The sequence below is a fragment of the Nonomuraea sp. AD125B genome (genome assembly GCF_041402765.1).
Lineage (GTDB): Bacteria > Actinomycetota > Actinomycetes > Streptosporangiales > Streptosporangiaceae > Nonomuraea > Nonomuraea bangladeshensis.
In genome coordinates this window covers 572,462-590,522 of sequence record NZ_JBGLOU010000001.1, presented here as the reverse complement: position 1 = coordinate 590,522, position 18,061 = coordinate 572,462, and the positions used below count along the sequence as shown (strand labels likewise).

Below are 18,061 nucleotides of genomic sequence, written 5' to 3'. Positions count from 1 at the left end.
CGAACATGCGTCACCTCACCGCCGCGCTCGCCGCGACCACGGCCCTGGTCACGACGGTCCTGCTCACGACCGCCGCCACGCCCGCGCCCCCGTCCCCCTCGCTGCCCGCCCCCGCCTCGGAGCCGCCGTCGTCGGTCTCGGTCAAGGTGCGGCCGGGCACGTCCAAGGGCAGCGGCGCGCTGACCCCGATCGCCGGCGCCGACCGCCTGGTCGCCCCGCTCGGCGTGGACCCGGCCTGCCCCGCCAGGATCGACATCGGCCTGCGCAGCGACGCGAAGAAAGCCGGCTACGCCACCGCCGCCGTCGAGGTGGACCCGCCGCTGACCGCGTCCCGCGCGATGCTCACCAGCTACCTGCCGCCCGGCTACGAGCTGTCCGCCAAGCTGCTGGTGGCCGTGCCGCCCGGCACCGCCGAGGGCACGTACGGCCTGCGCCTGCGCACCTCTGCCCGCAGCCTGGAGGTGCCGGTCGAGGTCATGCCCGTGGACCGGCTCGACAACGGCGGGAACGTCGCGCTGCGCCGCCCCGTCACCGCCTCCTCGCAGCACACCAACGCCAACTACCCGCCGTGCAGCGTCGCCGACGGCGACCGCTCCTCCAACGGCTGGGCCGGCGGCAACGGCTGGAACGACGCCACCGCGCGATCCTTCCCCGACACGGTCGCCATCGCGCTCGGCGGCGCGCGCCAGATCTCCCGCGTGGACCTGTACACGCTCGACACCGAGCGTTACCCGGCCTACCGCTACGGCGTGCGCGACTGGGACGTCCAGGCCCAGGTGGGCGGCCAGTGGCAGACGGTCGCGCAGGTGCGCGGCAACACCGCGGGGACCGTGCGCTCGGACTTCGCGCCGGTCACCGCGGACGCGGTCCGCGTCGTGGCGCTCGCCTCGAACGGCGCCAACGACTACACCCGCATCATCGAGGTCGAAGTCCGCTGAGCGAAGGGAGAACGCCGGTGAGCGGCACGTTCACTCGGATCACACCGCGCCCCGTGAAGGTGGGGCTGGTCGCCGGAGGGCTGGGGGCGTACTGGCCGCAGTTCCCCGACCTGCTGCCGCAGTTGCGGCGCTCGTCGGCGCGGGTGGCCGAACGCATGAAGGCGCTGGACTGCGAGGTCGTGGACGTCGGCTTCATCTCCGACGCGCAGGAGGGCGCGGCGGCGGCCGAGAAGCTGCGCGCCGCCGGGTGCGACCTGATCGTCGGGTTCCTGACGACGTACATGACGGCCACCATGCTCGTGCCGATCGCGCAGCGCAGCGGCGCGCCCGTGCTGCTCATCAACCTGCAGCCGACCGAGTCGATGGACCACGCCACCTTCGACACCGGCCAGTGGCTCGCCTACTGCGGCGCCTGCCCGCTGCCGGAGATGGCCAACGCCTTCACCCGCTGCGGCATCCCGTTCCGCTCGGTGTCGGGCTACCTGGAGGACGAGCGGGCGTGGGAGCGCATCGGCCGCTGGGTGAAGGCGGCCGGGGTGCGGGCCGCGCTGGGCCGCGGCCGGCACGGGCTCATGGGCCACCTCTACCCCGGCATGCTGGACGTGGCCACCGACCTGACGCTGGTCAGCGCCAACTTCGGCGGCCACGTCGAGGTGCTGGAGTTCGACGACCTGCGGGTACGGGTGGAGAAGGTCGGCGACGACGAGGCCGCCGGCCGGGTGGCGCTGGCCCGCGAGGTCTTCGAGCTGGACGGCTCGGTCAACGAGGAGGACCTCCAGTGGGCCGCCCGCGTCTCGGTCGGCCTGGACCGGCTGGTCGAGGACTTCGCCCTGGACAGCCTCGCCTACTACCACCGCGGCCTGGACGGCGAGATCCACGAGCGGCTGGGCGCCGGCATGATCCTCGGCGCGTCCCTGCTCACGGCCCGCGGCGTCCCGGCGGCCGGCGAGTACGAGCTGCGCACCTCGCTCGCCATGCTGATCATGGACCGGCTGGGCGGCGGCGGCTCCTTCACCGAGCTGCAGGCGCTCGATTTCGCCCGCGGCCACGTCGAGATGGGCCACGACGGCCCCGCCCACCTGGCGATCAGCTCCCGCCGCCCGCTGCTGCGCGGCCTCGGCGTCTACCACGGCAAGCGCGGCTGGGGCGTGTCGGTCGAGTTCGACGTGACGCGCGGCCCGGTCACCGCGTTCGGGCTGCGCCAGGACCGGGACGGCGGCTACGGCTTCGTGGTCTCGGAGGGCGAGGTCGTCGAGGGTCCGCTGCTGCAGATCGGCAACACGACCTCGCGGGTGGACTTCGGCTGCGACCCCGGCGAGTGGACCGACGCCTGGAGCGCCAGCGGCATCTCCCACCACTGGGCTCTCGGCACCGGCCACCGCCTGGCCGAGCTCCGCGCGGTCGCCGACCTGCTCGGCGCCGGGATCACGCACGTGCAGCCGGGGCGATGAACGGGGGTAAACCCGTACGATGAGGGCGTGCGCGGACTCATCCGCTCGTTAGGGCGCTCGGTGTGGAACGAGCCGCGGGCGCCCGGCGCGCCGCGGCGGGTCTGGCGGGACTGGGCGCTCGTCGCGGTGCTCGTGCCGGTCGCGGTCCTGGAGGGCGTGCTGCGGCCGGACCTGCCCTTGCGGGTGCCGGCGGTGGTGCTCACCGTCGTGCTGGTGCCGTTGCTGCTGTGGCGGCGTCGGCGGCCGCTGCTCATGCTGGTGACCGCGTTCGTGGTGAGCGGGGCCGCGGGGCTGGCCGCGGGCGGGCAGGACGTCGAGACGTACACGATGGCGTTCGTGCTGATCCTCGTCTACGCGCTGTTCCGCTGGGGGTCGGGGCGTGAGGCGGTCGCCGGGCTCGGCATCGCGCTGGTCGCGCTGGGGCTGTCGGCGGCGCAGGGCCGCCTTGAGCTGGGCGACCTGGTGGCGGGGCTGGCGGTGACGGCGGCGGCGCTCGGGCTGGGCGGCGCTCTGCGCTTCCGCGCCGGCGCCCGCTCGCGCGAGCTGGACCAGGTGAAGCTGCTGGAGCGCGAGCAGCTGGCCCGCGAGCTGCACGACCTCGTGGCCCACCACGTCTCGGCCATGGCGATCAGGGCGCAGGCGGGGCTGGCCGCGGCGGCGGCCGAGCAGCCGGACGCCGCGGCCGACGCCCTCCGGGTGATCGAGGCCGAGGCGTCGCGCACGCTGGCCGAGATGCGCACGATGGTGCACGTGCTGCGCCGCAACGAGCCGGCCGAGCTGACGCCGGGCAAGCAGCTGGGCGACCTCACCGAGCTGGCCGGCCGGGCGCGGGTCGGGCCGGCCGTGGACGTACGGATCAGCGGCGACGTCGAGGGCGTCCCGCCGTCGGTGGGGGCGGCGATCTACCGCATCGCGCAGGAGTCGGTCACCAACGCCCGGCGGCACGCCCGGCACGCCACCCGCATCGAGGTGGACGTCGCCGCCGACGAGGCGGCGGTGCGGCTGCGGGTGTCCGACGACGGCGACGGCGTCGTGGCCCGGCAGATCTCCTCGGCCGGGTACGGCCTCATCGGCATGATCGAACGCGCGGGCCTGCTGGGCGGCACCTGCGAGGCGGGCCCGAACCCGGGCCGCGGCTGGACCGTCACCGCGGTCCTGCCCAGGACGGGGGCGACGACGTGAGCGACCAGGACCAGGGCCCCATCCGGGTGATCGTCGCCGACGACCAGGAGATCGCCAGGACCGGCCTGCGGATGATCCTCGACCTCCAGCCCGGCATCGAGGTGATCGCCGAGGCCGGCGACGGGCGGCGCGCGGTCGAGCTGGCCCGGCGGCTGCGCCCCGACGTCTGCCTGTTCGACATCCGCATGCCCGCCCTGGACGGCATCGAGGCGACCCGCCTGCTGGCCGGCCCGGCCGTCGCCGACCCCATCGCGGTGGTCGTCATCACCACCTTCGACCTGGACGAGTACGTCTACGCCGCGCTGCGGGCCGGCGCCCGCGGCTTCCTGCTGAAGGACGCCGGGCCCGACCTGCTGGCGCAGGCGGTGCGGGCGGCGGCCGGCGGCGACGCGCTCATCGCCCCGAACGTCACGGCCCGGCTGCTCGGCGCGTTCGCCGGGTCGGCCCCGTCCGCGCCGCCCGCGCAGCCGGTCGAGCCGCTGACCGAGCGGGAGGAGGAGATCCTGGCGACGGTGGCGCGCGGCCGGACCAACAGCGAGATCGCCGCCGAGCTGCACATCTCGCTCAGCACGGTCAAGAGCCACGTCGCGAGCCTGATGACCAAGCTCGGCGTGCGCAACCGGGTCGAGATCGCGATGTGGGCCTACGAGACGGACCGGGTCAGGCGCTGACCCCGGTGGCCCGTGCCGCGGCGGATCAGCGCTTCGGCCACCGCCAGGTTGACCGCCCATCCGGCGCCGAGCAGCAGCGCCCGCGTCGTGCCCGTGGGATCGCCGCCCGCGGCGCCCGTCCAGAGGCCCAGGATCAGCGCCTGGCTGCCCGCGCCGAGTCCCAGCGCGTAGGCGCGGATCATCCAGGCGCGGTGGCGGGCGTAGCGGCGGCGCAGCACGGCGGCCAGGCCGAGGACGAGCGCGGCCGCCATGAGCGAGCCGAACCCGAGCCGGAAGGCGGCCAGCAGGTCGCCGTCGCCGTCCTGGCGCGGGTAGGAGAGCGTCATCCAGATGCCGGACAGCGCCACGACCAGCCCGAGCGGCAGCAGGATCCGCCCCATCAGCCGGTGCCTGGCGGGCGGCCTGCGGCCCCCGAACTGGAAGGCCCCGAGCACGGTGTAGCCGGTCGCCGCGATGATGTGCGCCACGACGGGCACGGGCATGGCGGCGAAGCGGGCGCCGTCCGGCATGACGTCCGGGCCGCCGGACAGGGCCGACAGCCGGAGCGCGCCGGCCACCAGGGGGACGACGGAGAGCGCGATCAGCGCGACGGGCACGAGCCGCGACGCGCGGCGCCCGGCTGAGCCGGTGGGAACGGATGCCTGGGTCATGCCCCGATGGTGGCGGCCGGGACGGGGCCCGCTCATCGGCGCTTCGGCCCTGATCCAGGCGTCCCAAAGGCCACTCGGGAGGTCGTACTTTCGGCGGTTACGACGGGGCGGGGCCGCGCCCACACTGGCGTTCGTCAGTCCCCACCGACGGTCCCCACCAGAACAAGGAGCGCCCCATGAAGGCCTTCGTCCTCGACTCCTACGGCTCCCCCGACGCGCTGAAGCTCACCGAGCTGCCCCGCCCCGTGCCCGGCCCCGGTGAGGTGCTGGTGCGGGTGCGCGCCACGTCCGTCCAGCCCTTCGACTGGCACCTGATGCGCGGCGAGCCGCGCCTGGCCCGCCTCATGCCCGGCGGCCCCGGCCTGTTCCGGCCGAGCCTGCCGATCCTCGGCGCGGACGTCGCCGGCGTCGTCGAGGAGACCGGCCCCGGCGTGACCGAGGCCGCCCCCGGCGACGAGGTGTACGCGATGTCCGGCGGCGGCGGCTTCGGCGAGTACGCCGCCGTCAAGGTCGCCGACCTGGCGCCCAAGCCGCGGACGCTGTCGTTCGAGGAGGCCGCGGCGGTGCCGATGGCGGCGCAGACCGCCCTGCTGGCCCTGCGCGACGACGGCGGCCTGGAGGAGGGGCAGCGGGTCCTGGTCAACGGCGCCTCCGGCGGCGTGGGCACGTTCACGGTGCAGCTCGCGCGGGCGTTCGGCGGGAAGGTCACCGCCGTGTGCAGCCCCGCGAACCTGGACCTGGTGCGCTCGCTCGGCGCCGAGGAGGTCGTGGACTACACCAAGGAGGACGTCCTGGGCCTCGGCCGCCGCTTCGATCTGGTCGTCGACGTCGCGGGCAGCCACCCCGGGCGGGCCTTCCGGCGGCTGATCCGGCCGAAGGGGCGGCACGTGCAGGTGGGCGGGCGGGGCAGCCGGTGGCTGCAGCCGATGGGGCGGATGTTCGGGACGCTGGCGGCCGCGCCGTTCCTGCCGCACCAGGTCGCCATAACCAACGGCCCGTGGAAGGAGACCCGGCGCAACCTGATCACGCTGGGCGCGCTCATCGACGCGGACGAGGTGCGGCCGGTGATCGACCGGCGGTACACCTTCGAGGAGATCCCGGCGGCCGTCCGCTACCAGGAGGAGGGCCACGCGCGCGGCAAGGTCGTCGTCACCGTGACGGAGTCCTGACGTCCGCGCGCGCAGGTCAGCCCGCCCGGCCGGGGGCCGGGGCGGGGAAAGCGCTCATAATCCCGATTTTGTCGGGCATTCTAGGGAACCGCGCAGGACGCACGACAGCGATGGGAGTCCTTGATGCCGTTCCTGACCCAGCTCGCCGACGTCGCCCGCCGCACCGGCAGCCCGGTCACCGAGGTGGCCGGGTGGCGGACCCGGGGCCACGGACCGCAGCCGGAGGTGCAGGGCGTCGTCTGCCACCACACGGCCGGCCCGGCCGGCGGCGGCGACTACCCGTCGCTGGCCGTGGTGCGCGACGGGCGGCCCGGCCTCGACGGCCCGCTGTCGCACTTCGGGCTCGGCCGCTCCGGCCGCATCTACGTGATCGCCGCCGGGCGGTGCTGGCACAACGCCCCCTCGACCTCGCCCTGGCACGACAACTCCAGCTCGCTCGGCATCGAGGCCGAGAACAACGGGACCCAGCCCTGGCCGGCCGCGCAGCGGGAGTCCTACGTCCGGCTGTGCGCGGAGCTGTGCCGCGAGTTCAAGCTGCCGGCCTCGCGGGTCAAGGCGCACCGCGAGGTCAACACCGCCAAGCCCGACCCCCACTCCATCGACATGAACGACTTCCGGGCGTCGGTGGCCGCCATCATCAAGGCCGGCCCTGGCGCCTTCTGGACGGAGGAACTCGTGAGGAACCTGCCGGTGATCAGGCTCGGCGACGACAACTACGACGTCAAGACCGTGCGCGGCTGCCTGTTCGCCCGCGGGCACGTGCCCCCGGCCGCGTACGCCGACCTCCCCGGCGGGCTGCGCGCCTGGCTGGAGTCCACGGTCGCCGACGAGGGTCTCATGGCGCTGGTGAGCGCGTTCCAGCAGACGAGGGGGCTCGGCGCGGACGGCGTCGTCGGCCCGGAGACCTGGCCGCCGCTGCTGCGGGTCTGACCCCCGGCCTCGGCCCGGTCATGGGCAGGTGGTGCGGTCCGCCGGGACCGTGCCGTCCAGGAGGAACCGGTTCACGGTGTCGTCCACGCAGGAGCTGCCCGAGCCGTACGCGCCGTGGCCCTCGCCCCGGCGGATGAGCTCCACGCCGACGCCCAGCCGTTCGGCCATCGTGGCCGCGCCCTCGTACGGCGTCACCGGGTCGCCGGTGGTGCCGACCACGAGGACGGGTGGCGCTCCCGGGGCGCGCACGTCGGTCGCGGGCGCCGCGCCGGCGACCGGCCAGCCCGTGCACTGCAGCAGCGACCAGGCCAGCAGCTCGCCGAAGACCGGCGAGGCGGTGCGGAACTCCGGCAGCCGGGCGCGTACGTGCGCGGCGGTGTACCGGTCGCTGGAGTCGGCGCAGTTGACGGCGGCGTTGGCGGACTGCAGGCTCGTGTAGCGGCCGTCGTCGCCCCGGCCGTAGAGGGCGTCGGAGAAGTACAGCAGCAGGTCGCCCTTGCCGTCCTCGATCGCCGAGCGCAGCGCGAGCCGCAGGTACGGCCAGGACTCGCGGGAGTAGAGCGCGGCGGCGATGCCGTACAGGGCCTGGGTCTGGGTGAGCCGGCGTCCGCCGGCGGCGGGCAGCGGGCGGGAGTCGAGGCGGGCGAGCAGCCGGGCGATCCGCCGCTCGCCCCGCCGGTTGTCCTCTTCCCCGCCCTTCCGCGTGGCGGCCCGCCCGCCGGGGACCGGGCAGTCGCGCCGCCCGGCGCAGTCGCGCAGGAAGTTGCCCAGCGCCCGCTGGAACCCCTTCGCCTGGTGCAGGGCGACCTGCTCGGCGTTCTCCGTGGGGTCAACGGCGCCGTCCAGCACCATCCGGCCCACCCGCTGAGGGAACAGGTGGGCGTAGACGCCGCCGAGCTTGGTGCCGTACGAGATGCCGAAGTAGTGCAGCCGCTCCTCGCCGAGCGCCTGCCGCAGGAGGTCGAGGTCGCGGGCGGCGTTCTCGGTGCCGACGTACGGCAGCACGGCGCGGGCGTGGCGGGCGCAGGAGGCGGTGAACGCGCGGAAGCCGCCGATCAGGGTGCGCTCCTCGGCCGGGTCGTCGGGGGTGCCGTCCAGGTCGCGCCAGGCGTCGAACCTCCGGCCGTCCAGACAGCGCACCCCGTCGCTGCGGCCCACGCCGCGCGGGTCGAAGCTGACCAGGTCGTAACGCCGGTGCAGCTTCAGGTAGCGGTCCTTGGCGATCGGCGGCAGCGTGGCCACGCCGGACTCGCCGGGGCCGCCGAAGTTGAAGACGAGCGAGCCGAGCCGCCGCTCACCCGCGCCCGGCCTGGCCTTGGCGCGGATGAGCGCCAGCCGCAGCCGCGGACCGTCCGGACGGGCGTGGTCCAGCGGCACCTTCAGCGTCGCGCACTCCCAGGCGGTGCCGTCGGACAGCGGCTCCGGCCGGTCGCCGTTCTCCTGGGCCGGGCACCGCTTCCACGTGAGCTCCTGGCCGGTCGCGGTGGCGGTCGCGGTGGCGGGCGGGGCGGCCACGGTGGCGGCCACAGTGACGGTCACAGTGGTGGCCACCAGGGGAAGCAGGGCGGCCATGGCCGCGGATCTCCTCATGCACGCTCCTCGGGCAGGCGGCCGGTCGCCGCGCGACGACATCCTGGCGGCCCGCACGCTCCGGCGTACGGCGGTTTCCCGCGCCTTGGCGCGGCCACGACCACGTCATCGACGTCCTGCCCCGGGGCGGGTGAAACTTTCATCGGCCCCTGCCGGACCTGCTCCGGTCGCCGGGCTGGTGGGCGGCGTGGCCCGCGAAAAGGGGTGTGCCGGCGTCCCGGTTCGTGCCCGGCCGGATGACGCGGGCACCGGACCCCGTGCACGTCCGACCATAATCTCGCCGCGAGTGGACCCGCCCTACTCCCCCATCAGGAGGACGTGCATGCGAAGCCGCATCGCGCTGTTGCTCGCCGCCATCGCCGTCGCGCTGCTGCCGCTCAGCCCGGCACAGGCCGCGTACGGACCCCCGAGCCCGATCGTCCTGCAGGTGAACGCGAGCGACGGCACCCAGCTCGCCCGCGTCGAGGGCACGGTCGCCTTCGACGACGGGAACACGCGGTACACCTATTCGCTGGTGCTGTGCCGCCGTTCGAGCTTCCAGGCGCCGTACGTCAGGATCTACGTCAACGGCGTCCTCTACAACACCCTCTTCTGGAACCCCTCCACGACCGTTCCCTGGTGCTTCTACTCCGGCTTCGCCTCCCCGCACTCGGGCGAGGTGGACTACGGGGCCGTCGTCCGGAACGTCACCTTCGAGCTGATCGGGTCCAGCTTCCCGAACAACGTCTACAGGGAACACCGCAGCGGCTTCACCTACGACAACCCCTACAACTGACGATCCCGTACGACGGCGGAAGGCCGCGCTGACGCGGCCTTCCGCCGTCGCGGTCTTGCCGTGATCATCCGGCTCTGCTTATGTGGTCGGGATGAACCGTCGAACATCACCTGCGAGCCGCGTCGCGCTGCTGCTCGTCCTGGTGGCGGTCCCTCTTCTGCTGGTCAATTGGCTCGTCGCCGACCTGATCCTGGGGTCGGGCTGCGTCTCCCCGTACGAGGGCGGCAACATCACGGAATGCGCGGGCGGGCTCTCCGAGGAGGAGATGTCGGCCGTGGCGGGGCTGGTGGCGTTGGCGCTGTTCGCCCTCCAGTCCTGGTTGATCGCCCGGCGGTACGGCAGGAAGAAGGCCGGGCTGCCGGTCGAGGGCTGATCGGCGGCGGGCGTCAGAGCTCCACGCCCTCGCGGGGCGTCAGAGCTCCACGCCCTCGCGGAGCAGGGACCACGCGCGGCGGACGGTGGCGCGGCGCTCAGGGGCCGGGATGTGGGCGAGGGCGCCGGCGATCATGCCGAAGATCAGCACGAGGTCGTCAGCCGAGACGCCGGGACGGATGCGGGGAGCCCGCCGCGGGTCGTCGAGGACGCCCTGGAGCAGGCCGACCACGCGCTCGCGCAGGCCGAGGATGCGCGGGTCGGGCTCGGCGGAGGCCCGTGAGACCAGCTCGATGAACGCGGTCGAGGCGACGGCGTTCTCGGTCATCACCGCGAGCAGGTCGTCGATGGTGCTGCCCGGCTCGGCGGCGAGCGACTCCAGGGCGGCGACCTGCTCCTCGAACACGGCCATGGCCAGCGCGACGCGGTCGGGGAAGTGCCGGTAGAGGCTGCCCTGGCCGACGCCGGCGGCGCGGGCGACGGAGCTGAGCGGCGCGCCGTAGCCCTCGGAGGCGAAGACCTGACGCGCGGCGGTGATCAGCGCGGCGCGGTTCTCGGCGGCGGCGCTGGGTCCTCTGTTCGGTCGACGCGGCCCCGGCATGAGGGCTATCGTACAACCGGACAGAGATGTCCGGTTGCCGAGCACCCCCAGGAAGGACAGGCTCATGAACGCATTCGACGACCGCGTCGCCCTCGTCACGGGAGCGGGGTCGGGGATCGGCCGGGCCATGGCGGTGGCCTTCGCCAAGGCCGGCGCCCGGGTGGTGGCCGCCGACGTGGACCGGGCGCGGGCCGAGGAGACGGCCGCCGTCGTCGGCGAGGCCGCGCTCGCCGTCACCGCCGACGTGGGCGACCAGGCGTCGGTGGCGGCGCTGACGGAGGCGGCGATCGGCGCGTACGGGCGCATCGACGTGCTCTGCAACAACGCCGGCATCCTGGACACCATGGCGCTGCCCGCCGAGATCGCCCCCGAGGTGTGGGACCGGGTGATCCGCGTCAACCTGACCGGCGCGTTCCTGGTCACCCGCGCGGTGCTGCCGCACCTGCTGCGCCAGGGCCGGGGCGCGATCGTCAACACCGCCTCCGAGGCGGGCATCCGCGGCGGCGCGGCCGGAGCCGCCTACACCGCCTCCAAGCACGGGCTCATCGGCCTGACCAGGAGCGTCGCCTGGGCGTACGCCAAGGACGGCATCCGCTGCAACGCCATCCTGCCCGGCCCCACCGCGACCAACATCGCCGACGGGGCCACTTTCGACCCGGCCGGCGCCGCCCGCCTGTCGCCGGTGCTGGCCCTGGGCGAGCTCATGGCGCAGCCGGAGCAGATGGCCGACGCCGCGCTCTACCTGGCCTCGGACGCCGCCTCGTTCGTCAACGGCGCGATCGTCCCCGTGGACGGCGGCTGGTCGGCCGGGTAGGAAGGGGCGCTCAGCGGGCGGGCAGCTCCTCGTCCAGGCCGGACGGGGCGCCGGCGAGGTGGCGGGCGGCGGCGCGGCGGCCGGGGATGGCGGTGACGATGAGCGCCGCCAGCACCGCCACGCCCGCCCCGATGACGAACCCGGTACGGAAGCCCGCCTCGGAGGGCAGCGTCGCCGGACCGACCTGGATCGTCATGTTGGCCAGTACCGCGCCGAGCACGGCGCTGGCCGACGAGGTGCCGATCGAGCGCATGAGGCTGTTGAGGCCGTTGGCGGCGGCCGTCTCGGTACGCGGGACCGCCGACATGATGATCGACGGCATGGCCGCGTACGCGAAGCCGATCCCGGCGGCCACCACGGCAGAGAAGATGAGGATGCCCCAGGCGTGCCTCATGAGGACGAGGGCCAGCAGGTAGCCGGCGGCGATGACGAGCGCGCCGAGCAGCAGGGACGTCTTCGGCCCGCGCGCCGCCGACAGGCGGGCCGCCACGGGCGAGATCGCCATCATGACCAGCCCGCCGGGCGCCATCCACAGGCCGGCCTCGACCATCGAGCGGCCCAGGCCGTAGCCGGTGGCGACGGGGAGCTGGAGGAGCTGCGGGGTGATGAGCGACATCGCGTACATGGCGAAGCCGATCACGATGGAGGCCAGGTTCGTCATGAGCACCTGGCGGCGGGCCGAGGTGCGCAGGTCGATCAGCGGCGCGGGCACGCGCAGCTCCCACCAGCCCCACAGCAGCAGGACGAGCACCGAGGCCCCGAACATGCCGAGCGTGGTCCCGCTGGTCCAGCCCCATTCGCTGCCCTTGGAGACGGGCAGCAGGAACAGCGCCAGGCCGGCCGACAGGCCGATCGCGCCGACCACGTCCAGGCGGCCGGGCGACCTGACCGGCGACTCGGGCACGATCACCAGGATCAGCACGCTCATCAGCAGCCCGAGCCCGGCCGCCGCCCAGAACAGCGCGTGCCAGCTCACGTACTGGGCGACGAGCGCGGCGGCGGGCAGGCCGAGCGCGCCGCCGACGCCGAGCGAGGAGCTCATGAGTCCGATGGCCGAGCCGAGCCGCTGCGGCGGGAGCACGTCGCGCATGATGGCGATGCCGAGCGGGATGACGCCCATGCCGAGGCCCTGGAGGGCGCGGCCGGCGACCATGGGGACCAGCGTCTCGGCGGGCGCGCACACGAACGAGCCGGCGGACAGCAGGAGGGCGCTGGCGACCATGACGCGGCGTTTGCCGTAGAGGTCGCCGAGGCGGCCGGAGACGGGCATGGCGACCGCGCCGGCGAGCAGCGTGGCGGTGATGGCCCAGAAGGCGTTCGCGGTGGTGGTGTGGAGGAGGGCCGGGAGGGTGGCGATGAGGGGGACGATGAGGGTCTGCATCAGCGAGACCGTGATGCCCGCCGCCGCCAGCACCCCGACGATCAGTCCGCTGCGCGGCACCGTGCCCGGTTCGTCCATGCGTCGCTCCCCCGATGTCGGCCTGCACGCCAGGCGCAAATGGTGTGCATCATACACATGCCCACTCAACGGATATTCTTGACTCCCGCGACGGGAGGCAAGGTGCGCAGGGAGATCGCCGACATCGAGCGGGAGCTCATGCTGATCGGCCGTTACAAGGAGCTGGCGGCGGCCGGCCGGCCCGACGAGCGGCTGCTGGAACGCAGCAGCTACATCCTGCTGAGCCGGTTGGAGGCCGAGGGGCCGCTGTCGATCGGGCAGCTCGCGCGGGCGTTCGGCCTCGACACCTCCACCGTGAACCGGCAGACCGCCGTGCTGCTGCGGGCCGGGCTGGCCGAGCGCATCCCCGACCCGGAGGGCGGCATGGCGCGCAAGCTCCGCGTCACCGAGGAAGGGCTGCGGCGGGCGCGGGCCGAGCGGGAGGGCCGGCTGCGCGGGCTGGCCAAGGTGCTGGAGGGCTGGACGACGGAGGAGCTGGAGTCCTTCGCCGGCGGGCTCGCGCACTTCAACGCCAGCATGGAGCGCTGAGAACGTCCACCCGGTCTCTCCCGCGGTCATTCGCCGGCGAAGACCCTCAGTTGCAGGGCGAGCGTGCCGTAGTAGCCGACCAGCGTCGTCAGCTCGAACAGGCCGCGCTCTCCCAGCACCGCCACCGCCCCCGCGTACTCCTCGTCGTCCAGCCGGCCGCGCGCCGCGAGCGCGGCCACGGCCCGCAGCGCGGCGCGCTCGGCGGGGTCGTCCGGCTCGGGCAGGCCGCCCTCGCGCAGCGTCGCCAGCTCGTCCTCGGTCAGGCCGCACGCGCGGCCGACCGCCTCGTGCGCCTCGCGCTCGAACGCGCTGTCCCAGTGCGCGGCCACGGCCAGGATCGCCAGCTCCCGTACGCGGGCGGGCAGGACCGAGCCGTAGCGCACCGCGGCCCCCAACGCCTGCAGCGCGCCGCCGACCGGCGGGCTGAGCAGCATCGCGTTGAACGGGCCGCGCAGCCGCCCATCCGCGTCGGCCAGCGCGAACGGCTGCGGGCCCCGCGACCGGGGGCCGCCGGCGATGGCCTGGTAGACCTGCCGCTGCTCCTCGTCCAGCTCGTCCGGGCGCAGTCCGGGCAGGCGTCGCCCGGGGTCGCTCCGCTCCACTCACGGCCTCCGTCCGTCCGTTTAGCTGCGCATTACAGCCTGCCTCCTATCGTGACGCCCGAGGAACTCTCGGGAGCGTTCATGTCACAGAGAAAGGTCAAGCGCAGGCGCGCCGAGCTGCGGCGCGAGGAGGCTGCGCGGCAGGTCAGGCACAAGCGGGCGGTGCGCAGGTTCGCGCTGGTCGCCGTCGCGCTGGTCGCGGTGGTGGCGGTCGCCACGGGGGTGCTGGTGGTCACCTCGCTCGGCAAGCCGCCGGAGACGGCCGCCCCGGCCGCCCCGGCGGTCCCGTCCGCGTCCGTTTCGCCGGCGGCTTCCCCCACTGCGACCCCGTCGCCCTCACCCTCACCCTCACGGTAGGAGGCCGGCGGTCACGCGCGGGCCACGGCAGGGAGCGCGGCGTGCTCGGCGTGCGTCTTGAGCATCGCCAGGCTCTGGCGCAGCCGGCGCTCGGGGTCCGTGCCCAGCAGCCGGGCCACGATGTGGCCCGCCGCCCCCGCCACCGGGTTGTACGAGAGCCGCACCTGCACCTGCGTCCGGCCGCCCGGGCCCGGGGCCAGCCGCAGCGTGCCCGCGTGGGCGATGAGCTCGCCCTCGGCCGACTTCCAGGCGAGTTCGCGGCCCTCCACGCGGCGGGTCTCGCTCGCGTCGAACCGTACGGGTGTGCCGGCCGGGCCGCTGACCAGCCAGTGGGAGGTGCGGCCGTCGACGGACAGGCGTACCTCGTACACGTGCGGCATGAACTTCGGGAACGCCGAGTAGTCGCTGATCAGCCCCCAGACGGCGGCCGGGGGCGCGTTCACGGTGACGGCGGCGGTGACGTCGACCCCGCGGCGCCCGGCGTTGATCCCGGTCAGGCGGCGCAGCGGCAGGTTCGTCGCGGCGCGCACGGCCAGCACCCCGGCCAGGCCGCGCGCCGCCGTCGAGAACGGGCCCGGCAGCCGCAGGGTCCAGAGGACGACCGCGGCGGTGCCCGCCAGAAAGCGGGCGGACGGCGACCACTGGACCTGCAGCAGCTCGGGCACCGGCCGCCGGAGCCTGCCGCCGTGCAGCCGGGACGTCCCTCCGGCCTCGCGGTGGGCGGTCCAGACGGCCTCGACCCCCCGCACGCCGGGAACGCGGCGAATCGCCCGGCGGGCCCGTTCGTCCTCCGCGGCCAGCACGTCGCCGGCGAGCGTGACGATCCCCTCGTCCACCCGGACCTCGACGGCGTGCGCGTGGCTGACGTGGCGGCCCAGCTCGGCGCGTACGCGCTCGTGCAGCACCCGGTCGTCGACGGGCTGGCTCCTGCAGCGGTAGCGGACCGCCGCGGCCAGCCCCCGGCTGCGGTTGGTCAGGTCGCGGCTCAGGACGCCGAGGCCGTCGCGCAGCTTGTGCGTGGCGTGGGCGGCCTTGTCCCGCCCTATGGCCCGGCGACTGCGTCCTCGTACCGGGTCGCAGAAGTACGCCACCGCGGCCCCGGCGCAGAACGCCGCCCCCGCCGTGACGGCCCTCCCCGGCCCGCGCCGCCCTCCGGCGGCTCTGTCGTCCGTGCTCAGGCGCATGGTGTCCCCCCTCGTCCGCCCCTCGACCAGCGGCTACCCGCCTCCGGCCCCTGTCATGCGTCATCGCTGTTCATCGCACCGGCCCAAAATATGTCCCTTTTGTCGGCATATGTCGTTTTTCAAGGGAAGGTCGGGGCATGGAGGGACGGATTCCGACCGGGCGCGTACGCGCAAAGGAGCGGGCCATGAACGAAACGGGCAAAGTCGCGCTGGCCCTCGTCGCCGGCTACTACCTCGGCAGGCGGCACAAGCTGCGCATGGCCTCGGCCATGGCGGCGACGATGCTCTTCCGCAAGCTCAAGCGGAACGGAGGCGACCTGCTGAGCGGCTCGCCGGAACTGGGCGAGCTGACCGGACGGCTGCGCGGGGAACTGCTGGATCTGACCAAGTCCGCCGCCATGACGGCCGCGGTCCGGCAGATAGAGACCCTGGCCGACCGGCTGGAGCAGGCCGGGCAGGCCGAGAAGGGCAGCGAAGAGGGCGCCGAGGAAGGCACCAAGAAGGGCCCAGAGAAGGACACTGCAGAGGACACCGAAGAAGGCACTGCAGAGGGCGCCGCAGAGGGCACTGACGAAGGCGCCGAGGAGGACGCCGACCAGGAGGGCGGCGGCGAGGAGGACGAGGAGGAGGAAGAGCCCCGCAGCAAGAAATCCCGCCTCCGGAAGCCGCACGTGCCGAAGCCGCACGTGCCCAGGGCCGCCGATCGGGTCAGAGCGGCCGCGTCGGGCGTGGCCCGCCGCCGGTCCGCCGAGCGGGACAAGACGAAGGAGTGAGCGCGATGACCGAAGCGCTGAGGGCGGCGGAGAAGGTCGTCGGCAAAGGCAAGGAAACCCTGAAGAAGACCCCGGTGGCCGGCAAGGCGGTCTCGAAGCTGCCGACGGGAGAGCTCAGCTCCGCGCTGAAGCGGCTGGGGGTGGCCGCCGCCGGGCGGGCGTTGTCGTCGGCGATCGGCAAGGTCGAGGGCGTGAACGGGCGGCTGAACGACTTCACGCCGGGTCGCTCGCGCCGCCGTTCGGGCCGCGGTTCGGGCGGTGACCCCGGCGATGACCCCGGCGATGACCCCGGCGGTGGCTCGGAGGGCGGCTCGGGAGGCGGGCTGCTCAGCGGCGCCAAACAGTTGCTCGGCGGGTCGGGAGGCGGCTCGATCGGCGGCTCGACGCTGGCCGGAGCGGCGAAGGGTGCCATCAAGGGCGTGTTCGGCAAGATCGGCAAGATTTTCAAGCGCGGTAAAGGCTCGGGCGGCAAGTCGCTCAAGGTCACCAACATCGTCGAGGCGATCGACATCGGAGCGCCCCGCCGAATCGTCTACAACCAGTGGACGCAGTTCCGGGACTTCCCGACGTTCATGAAGAAGGTCGAGAACATCGACCAGCAGTCCGACGAGAGGCAGAACTGGAAGGCGCAGGTCTTCTGGTCGCACCGCGCCTGGCGGGCCAAGATCCTGGAGCAGACGCCGGACGAGCGGATCATCTGGCGGTCGGAGGGCGACAAGGGGTACGTGGACGGCTCGGTCACCTTCCACGAGCTCACGCCCGATCTGACCCGCGTCGTGGTGATCCTGGAGTACTACCCGAAGGGGCTGTTCGAGCACACCGGCAACCTGTGGCGGGCCCAGGGGCGGCGGGTACGGCTGGAGCTCAAGCACTTCGCCCGGCACGTCATGTCCCACGTGATGCTGCGTCCCGAGGAGATCGCCGAGGACGGCTGGCGGGGCGAGATCCACGACGGCGAGGTGACCCCGCCGGAGGAAGCGGAAAAGGAAGGCGCACCCGAAGAGGAGGAAGGCGCCGAGGAGGAAGCGCCCGAAGAGGAGGAAGGCGCCGAGGAGGAAGCGCCCGAAGAGGAGGAAGGCGCCGAGGAGGAAGCGCCCGAGGAAGAGGAGGGCGCCGAGGAAGAGGAGCCCGAAGAGGAGGAGCCCGAGGAAGAGGGCGCCGAGGAAGAGGAAGAGCCAGAGGAGGAAGAGGAGGAAGAGGAGCCGGAGGACTACGAGGAGGCTGAGGAAGAGGAGGAGCCCGAAGAGGAAGAGGAAGAGGAGCCCGAGGAGGAGCAGCCGGCTGCCGAGGAGAAGCGCGGGGTGCGGGCGGAGCCGCGCCGTGCGGGCAATCCCAGGGAGTCGATGCGCCCGATCCGCCGCAGGTCGTGACCATGCCGGTGCCGGGTGAGCAGAACCAGGGCGCGCGCCTCCGGGCGCCCGCCCTCTACGTGTACGGCATCGTCCCCGCCGACGTCGAGGTGGACGGGCAGGCCCAGGGCGTCGGCGAAGCCGGCACCATGCGGGTGATCCGCCACCGCGAGATCGCCGCCCTCGTGAGCGAGACGGACCAGAGCACCCCCCGGCCGACCGACAGGGCCGCGCACGAGGACCTGCTGGACGCCACCGCCGCCGAGGTCCCGGTGCTGCCGCTCCCCTGCGGGACGGTCGTCCCGGACCGGGCGGCCGTCCTCGACGGCCTGCTGAAGCCGCGTCACGACGAGTTCGCCCGCGCGCTCCGGGAGCTGGAGGGGCGGGCCGAGTACCTCGTCGAGCTCCGCTACGCCGCGCAGGAGCGGCCACGCGAGCCCGACGTGCGCGCCTTGGTCGAGGCGCTCGCCCCGGTCTCGGCACGCCTGTCGCCGGGTCGCCCGACCGGCAGGCGGGACACGGCCCGGCTGGCGGTGCTCGCCGAGACCCGCCGGGCCGGCGAGCTGGAGCGCGCCCTGGACACCCTGGCCGAAGGCTGGGCGGGCCGGATCGAGCTGCGTCTGTTCGGCCCGCTCGCCCCGTACGACTTCGTGCCGTCCGGCTGAG

The 18,061-nt window shown here is 74.1% G+C and carries 20 protein-coding genes; 14 read left to right on the top strand and 6 right to left on the bottom strand.

The genetic code is table 11. From position 1 onward, the window contains the following. Window positions 1-5 precede the first annotated feature (5 nt). Genes ACBR40_RS02685 through ACBR40_RS02670 form a run of 4 tightly spaced genes read left to right on the top strand, consistent with a single transcriptional unit; the run spans window position 6 to window position 4,242 of the window. Window positions 6-938, top strand: coding sequence for a discoidin domain-containing protein (locus ACBR40_RS02685; protein ID WP_371247233.1), 933 nt, complete (start codon window positions 6-8; stop codon window positions 936-938). A 17-nt stretch (window positions 939-955) separates the two neighbouring features. Further along, a complete protein-coding gene (locus ACBR40_RS02680; protein ID WP_371247231.1) occupies window positions 956-2,389 on the top strand; it encodes an arabinose isomerase in 1,434 nt (477 codons plus the stop codon). Between the two features lie 27 nt (window positions 2,390-2,416). After that, window positions 2,417-3,571 (top strand): sensor histidine kinase, encoded by a 1,155-nt coding sequence (locus ACBR40_RS02675; protein ID WP_371247230.1) that lies wholly within the window; start codon window positions 2,417-2,419, stop codon window positions 3,569-3,571. Continuing rightward, window positions 3,568-4,242 (top strand): response regulator, encoded by a 675-nt coding sequence (locus tag ACBR40_RS02670; protein WP_371247229.1) that lies wholly within the window; start codon window positions 3,568-3,570, stop codon window positions 4,240-4,242. Before ACBR40_RS02675 ends, ACBR40_RS02670 begins: the two co-directional genes overlap by 4 nt. On the opposite strand, the gene ACBR40_RS02665 is transcribed toward ACBR40_RS02670, so the two are convergent. Then, complete coding sequence (locus ACBR40_RS02665) at window positions 4,215-4,892, bottom strand: DUF2306 domain-containing protein (RefSeq protein WP_371247228.1); 678 nt, start codon at window positions 4,890-4,892, stop codon at window positions 4,215-4,217. The genes ACBR40_RS02670 and ACBR40_RS02665 overlap by 28 nt on opposite strands. Before the next feature lie 176 nt (window positions 4,893-5,068). Between ACBR40_RS02665 and ACBR40_RS02660 the strand changes: the two genes are divergently transcribed. Further along, on the top strand, window positions 5,069-6,061 hold the full coding sequence (locus ACBR40_RS02660; protein ID WP_371247227.1) for an NAD(P)-dependent alcohol dehydrogenase: 993 nt from the start codon (window positions 5,069-5,071) through the stop codon (window positions 6,059-6,061). 123 nt (window positions 6,062-6,184) lie between these two features. Then, complete coding sequence (locus ACBR40_RS02655) at window positions 6,185-6,991, top strand: N-acetylmuramoyl-L-alanine amidase (RefSeq protein WP_371247226.1); 807 nt, start codon at window positions 6,185-6,187, stop codon at window positions 6,989-6,991. A gap of 18 nt (window positions 6,992-7,009) precedes the next feature. Here the strand turns inward: ACBR40_RS02655 and ACBR40_RS02650 are convergent, their stop codons facing one another. Continuing rightward, window positions 7,010-8,581, bottom strand: a complete 1,572-nt coding sequence (locus ACBR40_RS02650) for an alpha/beta hydrolase (RefSeq protein WP_371247225.1) — start codon at window positions 8,579-8,581, stop codon at window positions 7,010-7,012. Window positions 8,582-8,903: 322 nt separating this feature from the next. On the opposite strand from ACBR40_RS02650, the gene ACBR40_RS02645 reads away from it, so the two are divergent. Together ACBR40_RS02645 and ACBR40_RS02640 are read left to right on the top strand one after the other, a co-directional pair. After that, the gene (locus tag ACBR40_RS02645) at window positions 8,904-9,356 is read left to right on the top strand and encodes a hypothetical protein (protein WP_344219194.1); all 453 of its coding nucleotides are present in this window, start codon (window positions 8,904-8,906) and stop codon (window positions 9,354-9,356) included. A 91-nt stretch (window positions 9,357-9,447) separates the two neighbouring features. Further along, entirely contained in the window at window positions 9,448-9,729 is a 282-nt protein-coding gene (locus ACBR40_RS02640; RefSeq protein ID WP_371247224.1) for a hypothetical protein, read from the top strand. A gap of 39 nt (window positions 9,730-9,768) precedes the next feature. Here the strand turns inward: ACBR40_RS02640 and ACBR40_RS02635 are convergent, their stop codons facing one another. Further along, window positions 9,769-10,329, bottom strand: a complete 561-nt coding sequence (locus ACBR40_RS02635; RefSeq protein ID WP_371247223.1) for a TetR family transcriptional regulator — start codon at window positions 10,327-10,329, stop codon at window positions 9,769-9,771. Window positions 10,330-10,393: 64 nt separating this feature from the next. On the opposite strand from ACBR40_RS02635, the gene ACBR40_RS02630 reads away from it, so the two are divergent. Continuing rightward, window positions 10,394-11,143 (top strand): glucose 1-dehydrogenase, encoded by a 750-nt coding sequence (locus ACBR40_RS02630; protein ID WP_344219200.1) that lies wholly within the window; start codon window positions 10,394-10,396, stop codon window positions 11,141-11,143. Window positions 11,144-11,153: 10 nt separating this feature from the next. Here the strand turns inward: ACBR40_RS02630 and ACBR40_RS02625 are convergent, their stop codons facing one another. Further along, entirely contained in the window at window positions 11,154-12,602 is a 1,449-nt protein-coding gene (locus ACBR40_RS02625; RefSeq protein WP_371247222.1) for an MFS transporter, read from the bottom strand. Between the two features lie 102 nt (window positions 12,603-12,704). Between ACBR40_RS02625 and ACBR40_RS02620 the strand changes: the two genes are divergently transcribed. Beyond that, entirely contained in the window at window positions 12,705-13,130 is a 426-nt protein-coding gene (locus tag ACBR40_RS02620; protein ID WP_371247221.1) for a MarR family winged helix-turn-helix transcriptional regulator, read from the top strand. A 26-nt stretch (window positions 13,131-13,156) separates the two neighbouring features. Here ACBR40_RS02620 and ACBR40_RS02615 read toward each other — a convergent pair whose 3' ends face one another. Next, window positions 13,157-13,732 carry a carboxymuconolactone decarboxylase family protein gene (locus tag ACBR40_RS02615; protein ID WP_371247220.1) on the bottom strand — a complete coding sequence of 192 codons (576 nt, stop codon included), beginning with the start codon at window positions 13,730-13,732 and terminating at the stop codon, window positions 13,157-13,159. 81 nt (window positions 13,733-13,813) lie between these two features. On the opposite strand from ACBR40_RS02615, the gene ACBR40_RS02610 reads away from it, so the two are divergent. After that, complete coding sequence (locus ACBR40_RS02610) at window positions 13,814-14,089, top strand: hypothetical protein (RefSeq protein ID WP_371247219.1); 276 nt, start codon at window positions 13,814-13,816, stop codon at window positions 14,087-14,089. An 11-nt stretch (window positions 14,090-14,100) separates the two neighbouring features. Here ACBR40_RS02610 and ACBR40_RS02605 read toward each other — a convergent pair whose 3' ends face one another. After that, window positions 14,101-15,273 carry an SRPBCC family protein gene (locus ACBR40_RS02605; protein ID WP_371247218.1) on the bottom strand — a complete coding sequence of 391 codons (1,173 nt, stop codon included), beginning with the start codon at window positions 15,271-15,273 and terminating at the stop codon, window positions 14,101-14,103. A 185-nt stretch (window positions 15,274-15,458) separates the two neighbouring features. Here ACBR40_RS02605 and ACBR40_RS02600 point away from each other — a divergent pair, with 185 nt between their 5' ends. Genes ACBR40_RS02600 through ACBR40_RS02590 form a run of 3 tightly spaced genes read left to right on the top strand, consistent with a single transcriptional unit; the run spans window position 15,459 to window position 18,060 of the window. Then, entirely contained in the window at window positions 15,459-16,046 is a 588-nt protein-coding gene (locus ACBR40_RS02600; RefSeq protein WP_371247217.1) for a hypothetical protein, read from the top strand. Between the two features lie 5 nt (window positions 16,047-16,051). Then, entirely contained in the window at window positions 16,052-17,416 is a 1,365-nt protein-coding gene (locus ACBR40_RS02595; protein ID WP_371247216.1) for an SRPBCC family protein, read from the top strand. A 2-nt stretch (window positions 17,417-17,418) separates the two neighbouring features. Beyond that, a complete protein-coding gene (locus ACBR40_RS02590) occupies window positions 17,419-18,060 on the top strand; it encodes a GvpL/GvpF family gas vesicle protein (RefSeq protein ID WP_371247215.1) in 642 nt (213 codons plus the stop codon). The last annotated feature ends 1 nt before the right edge of the window (window position 18,061 follow it).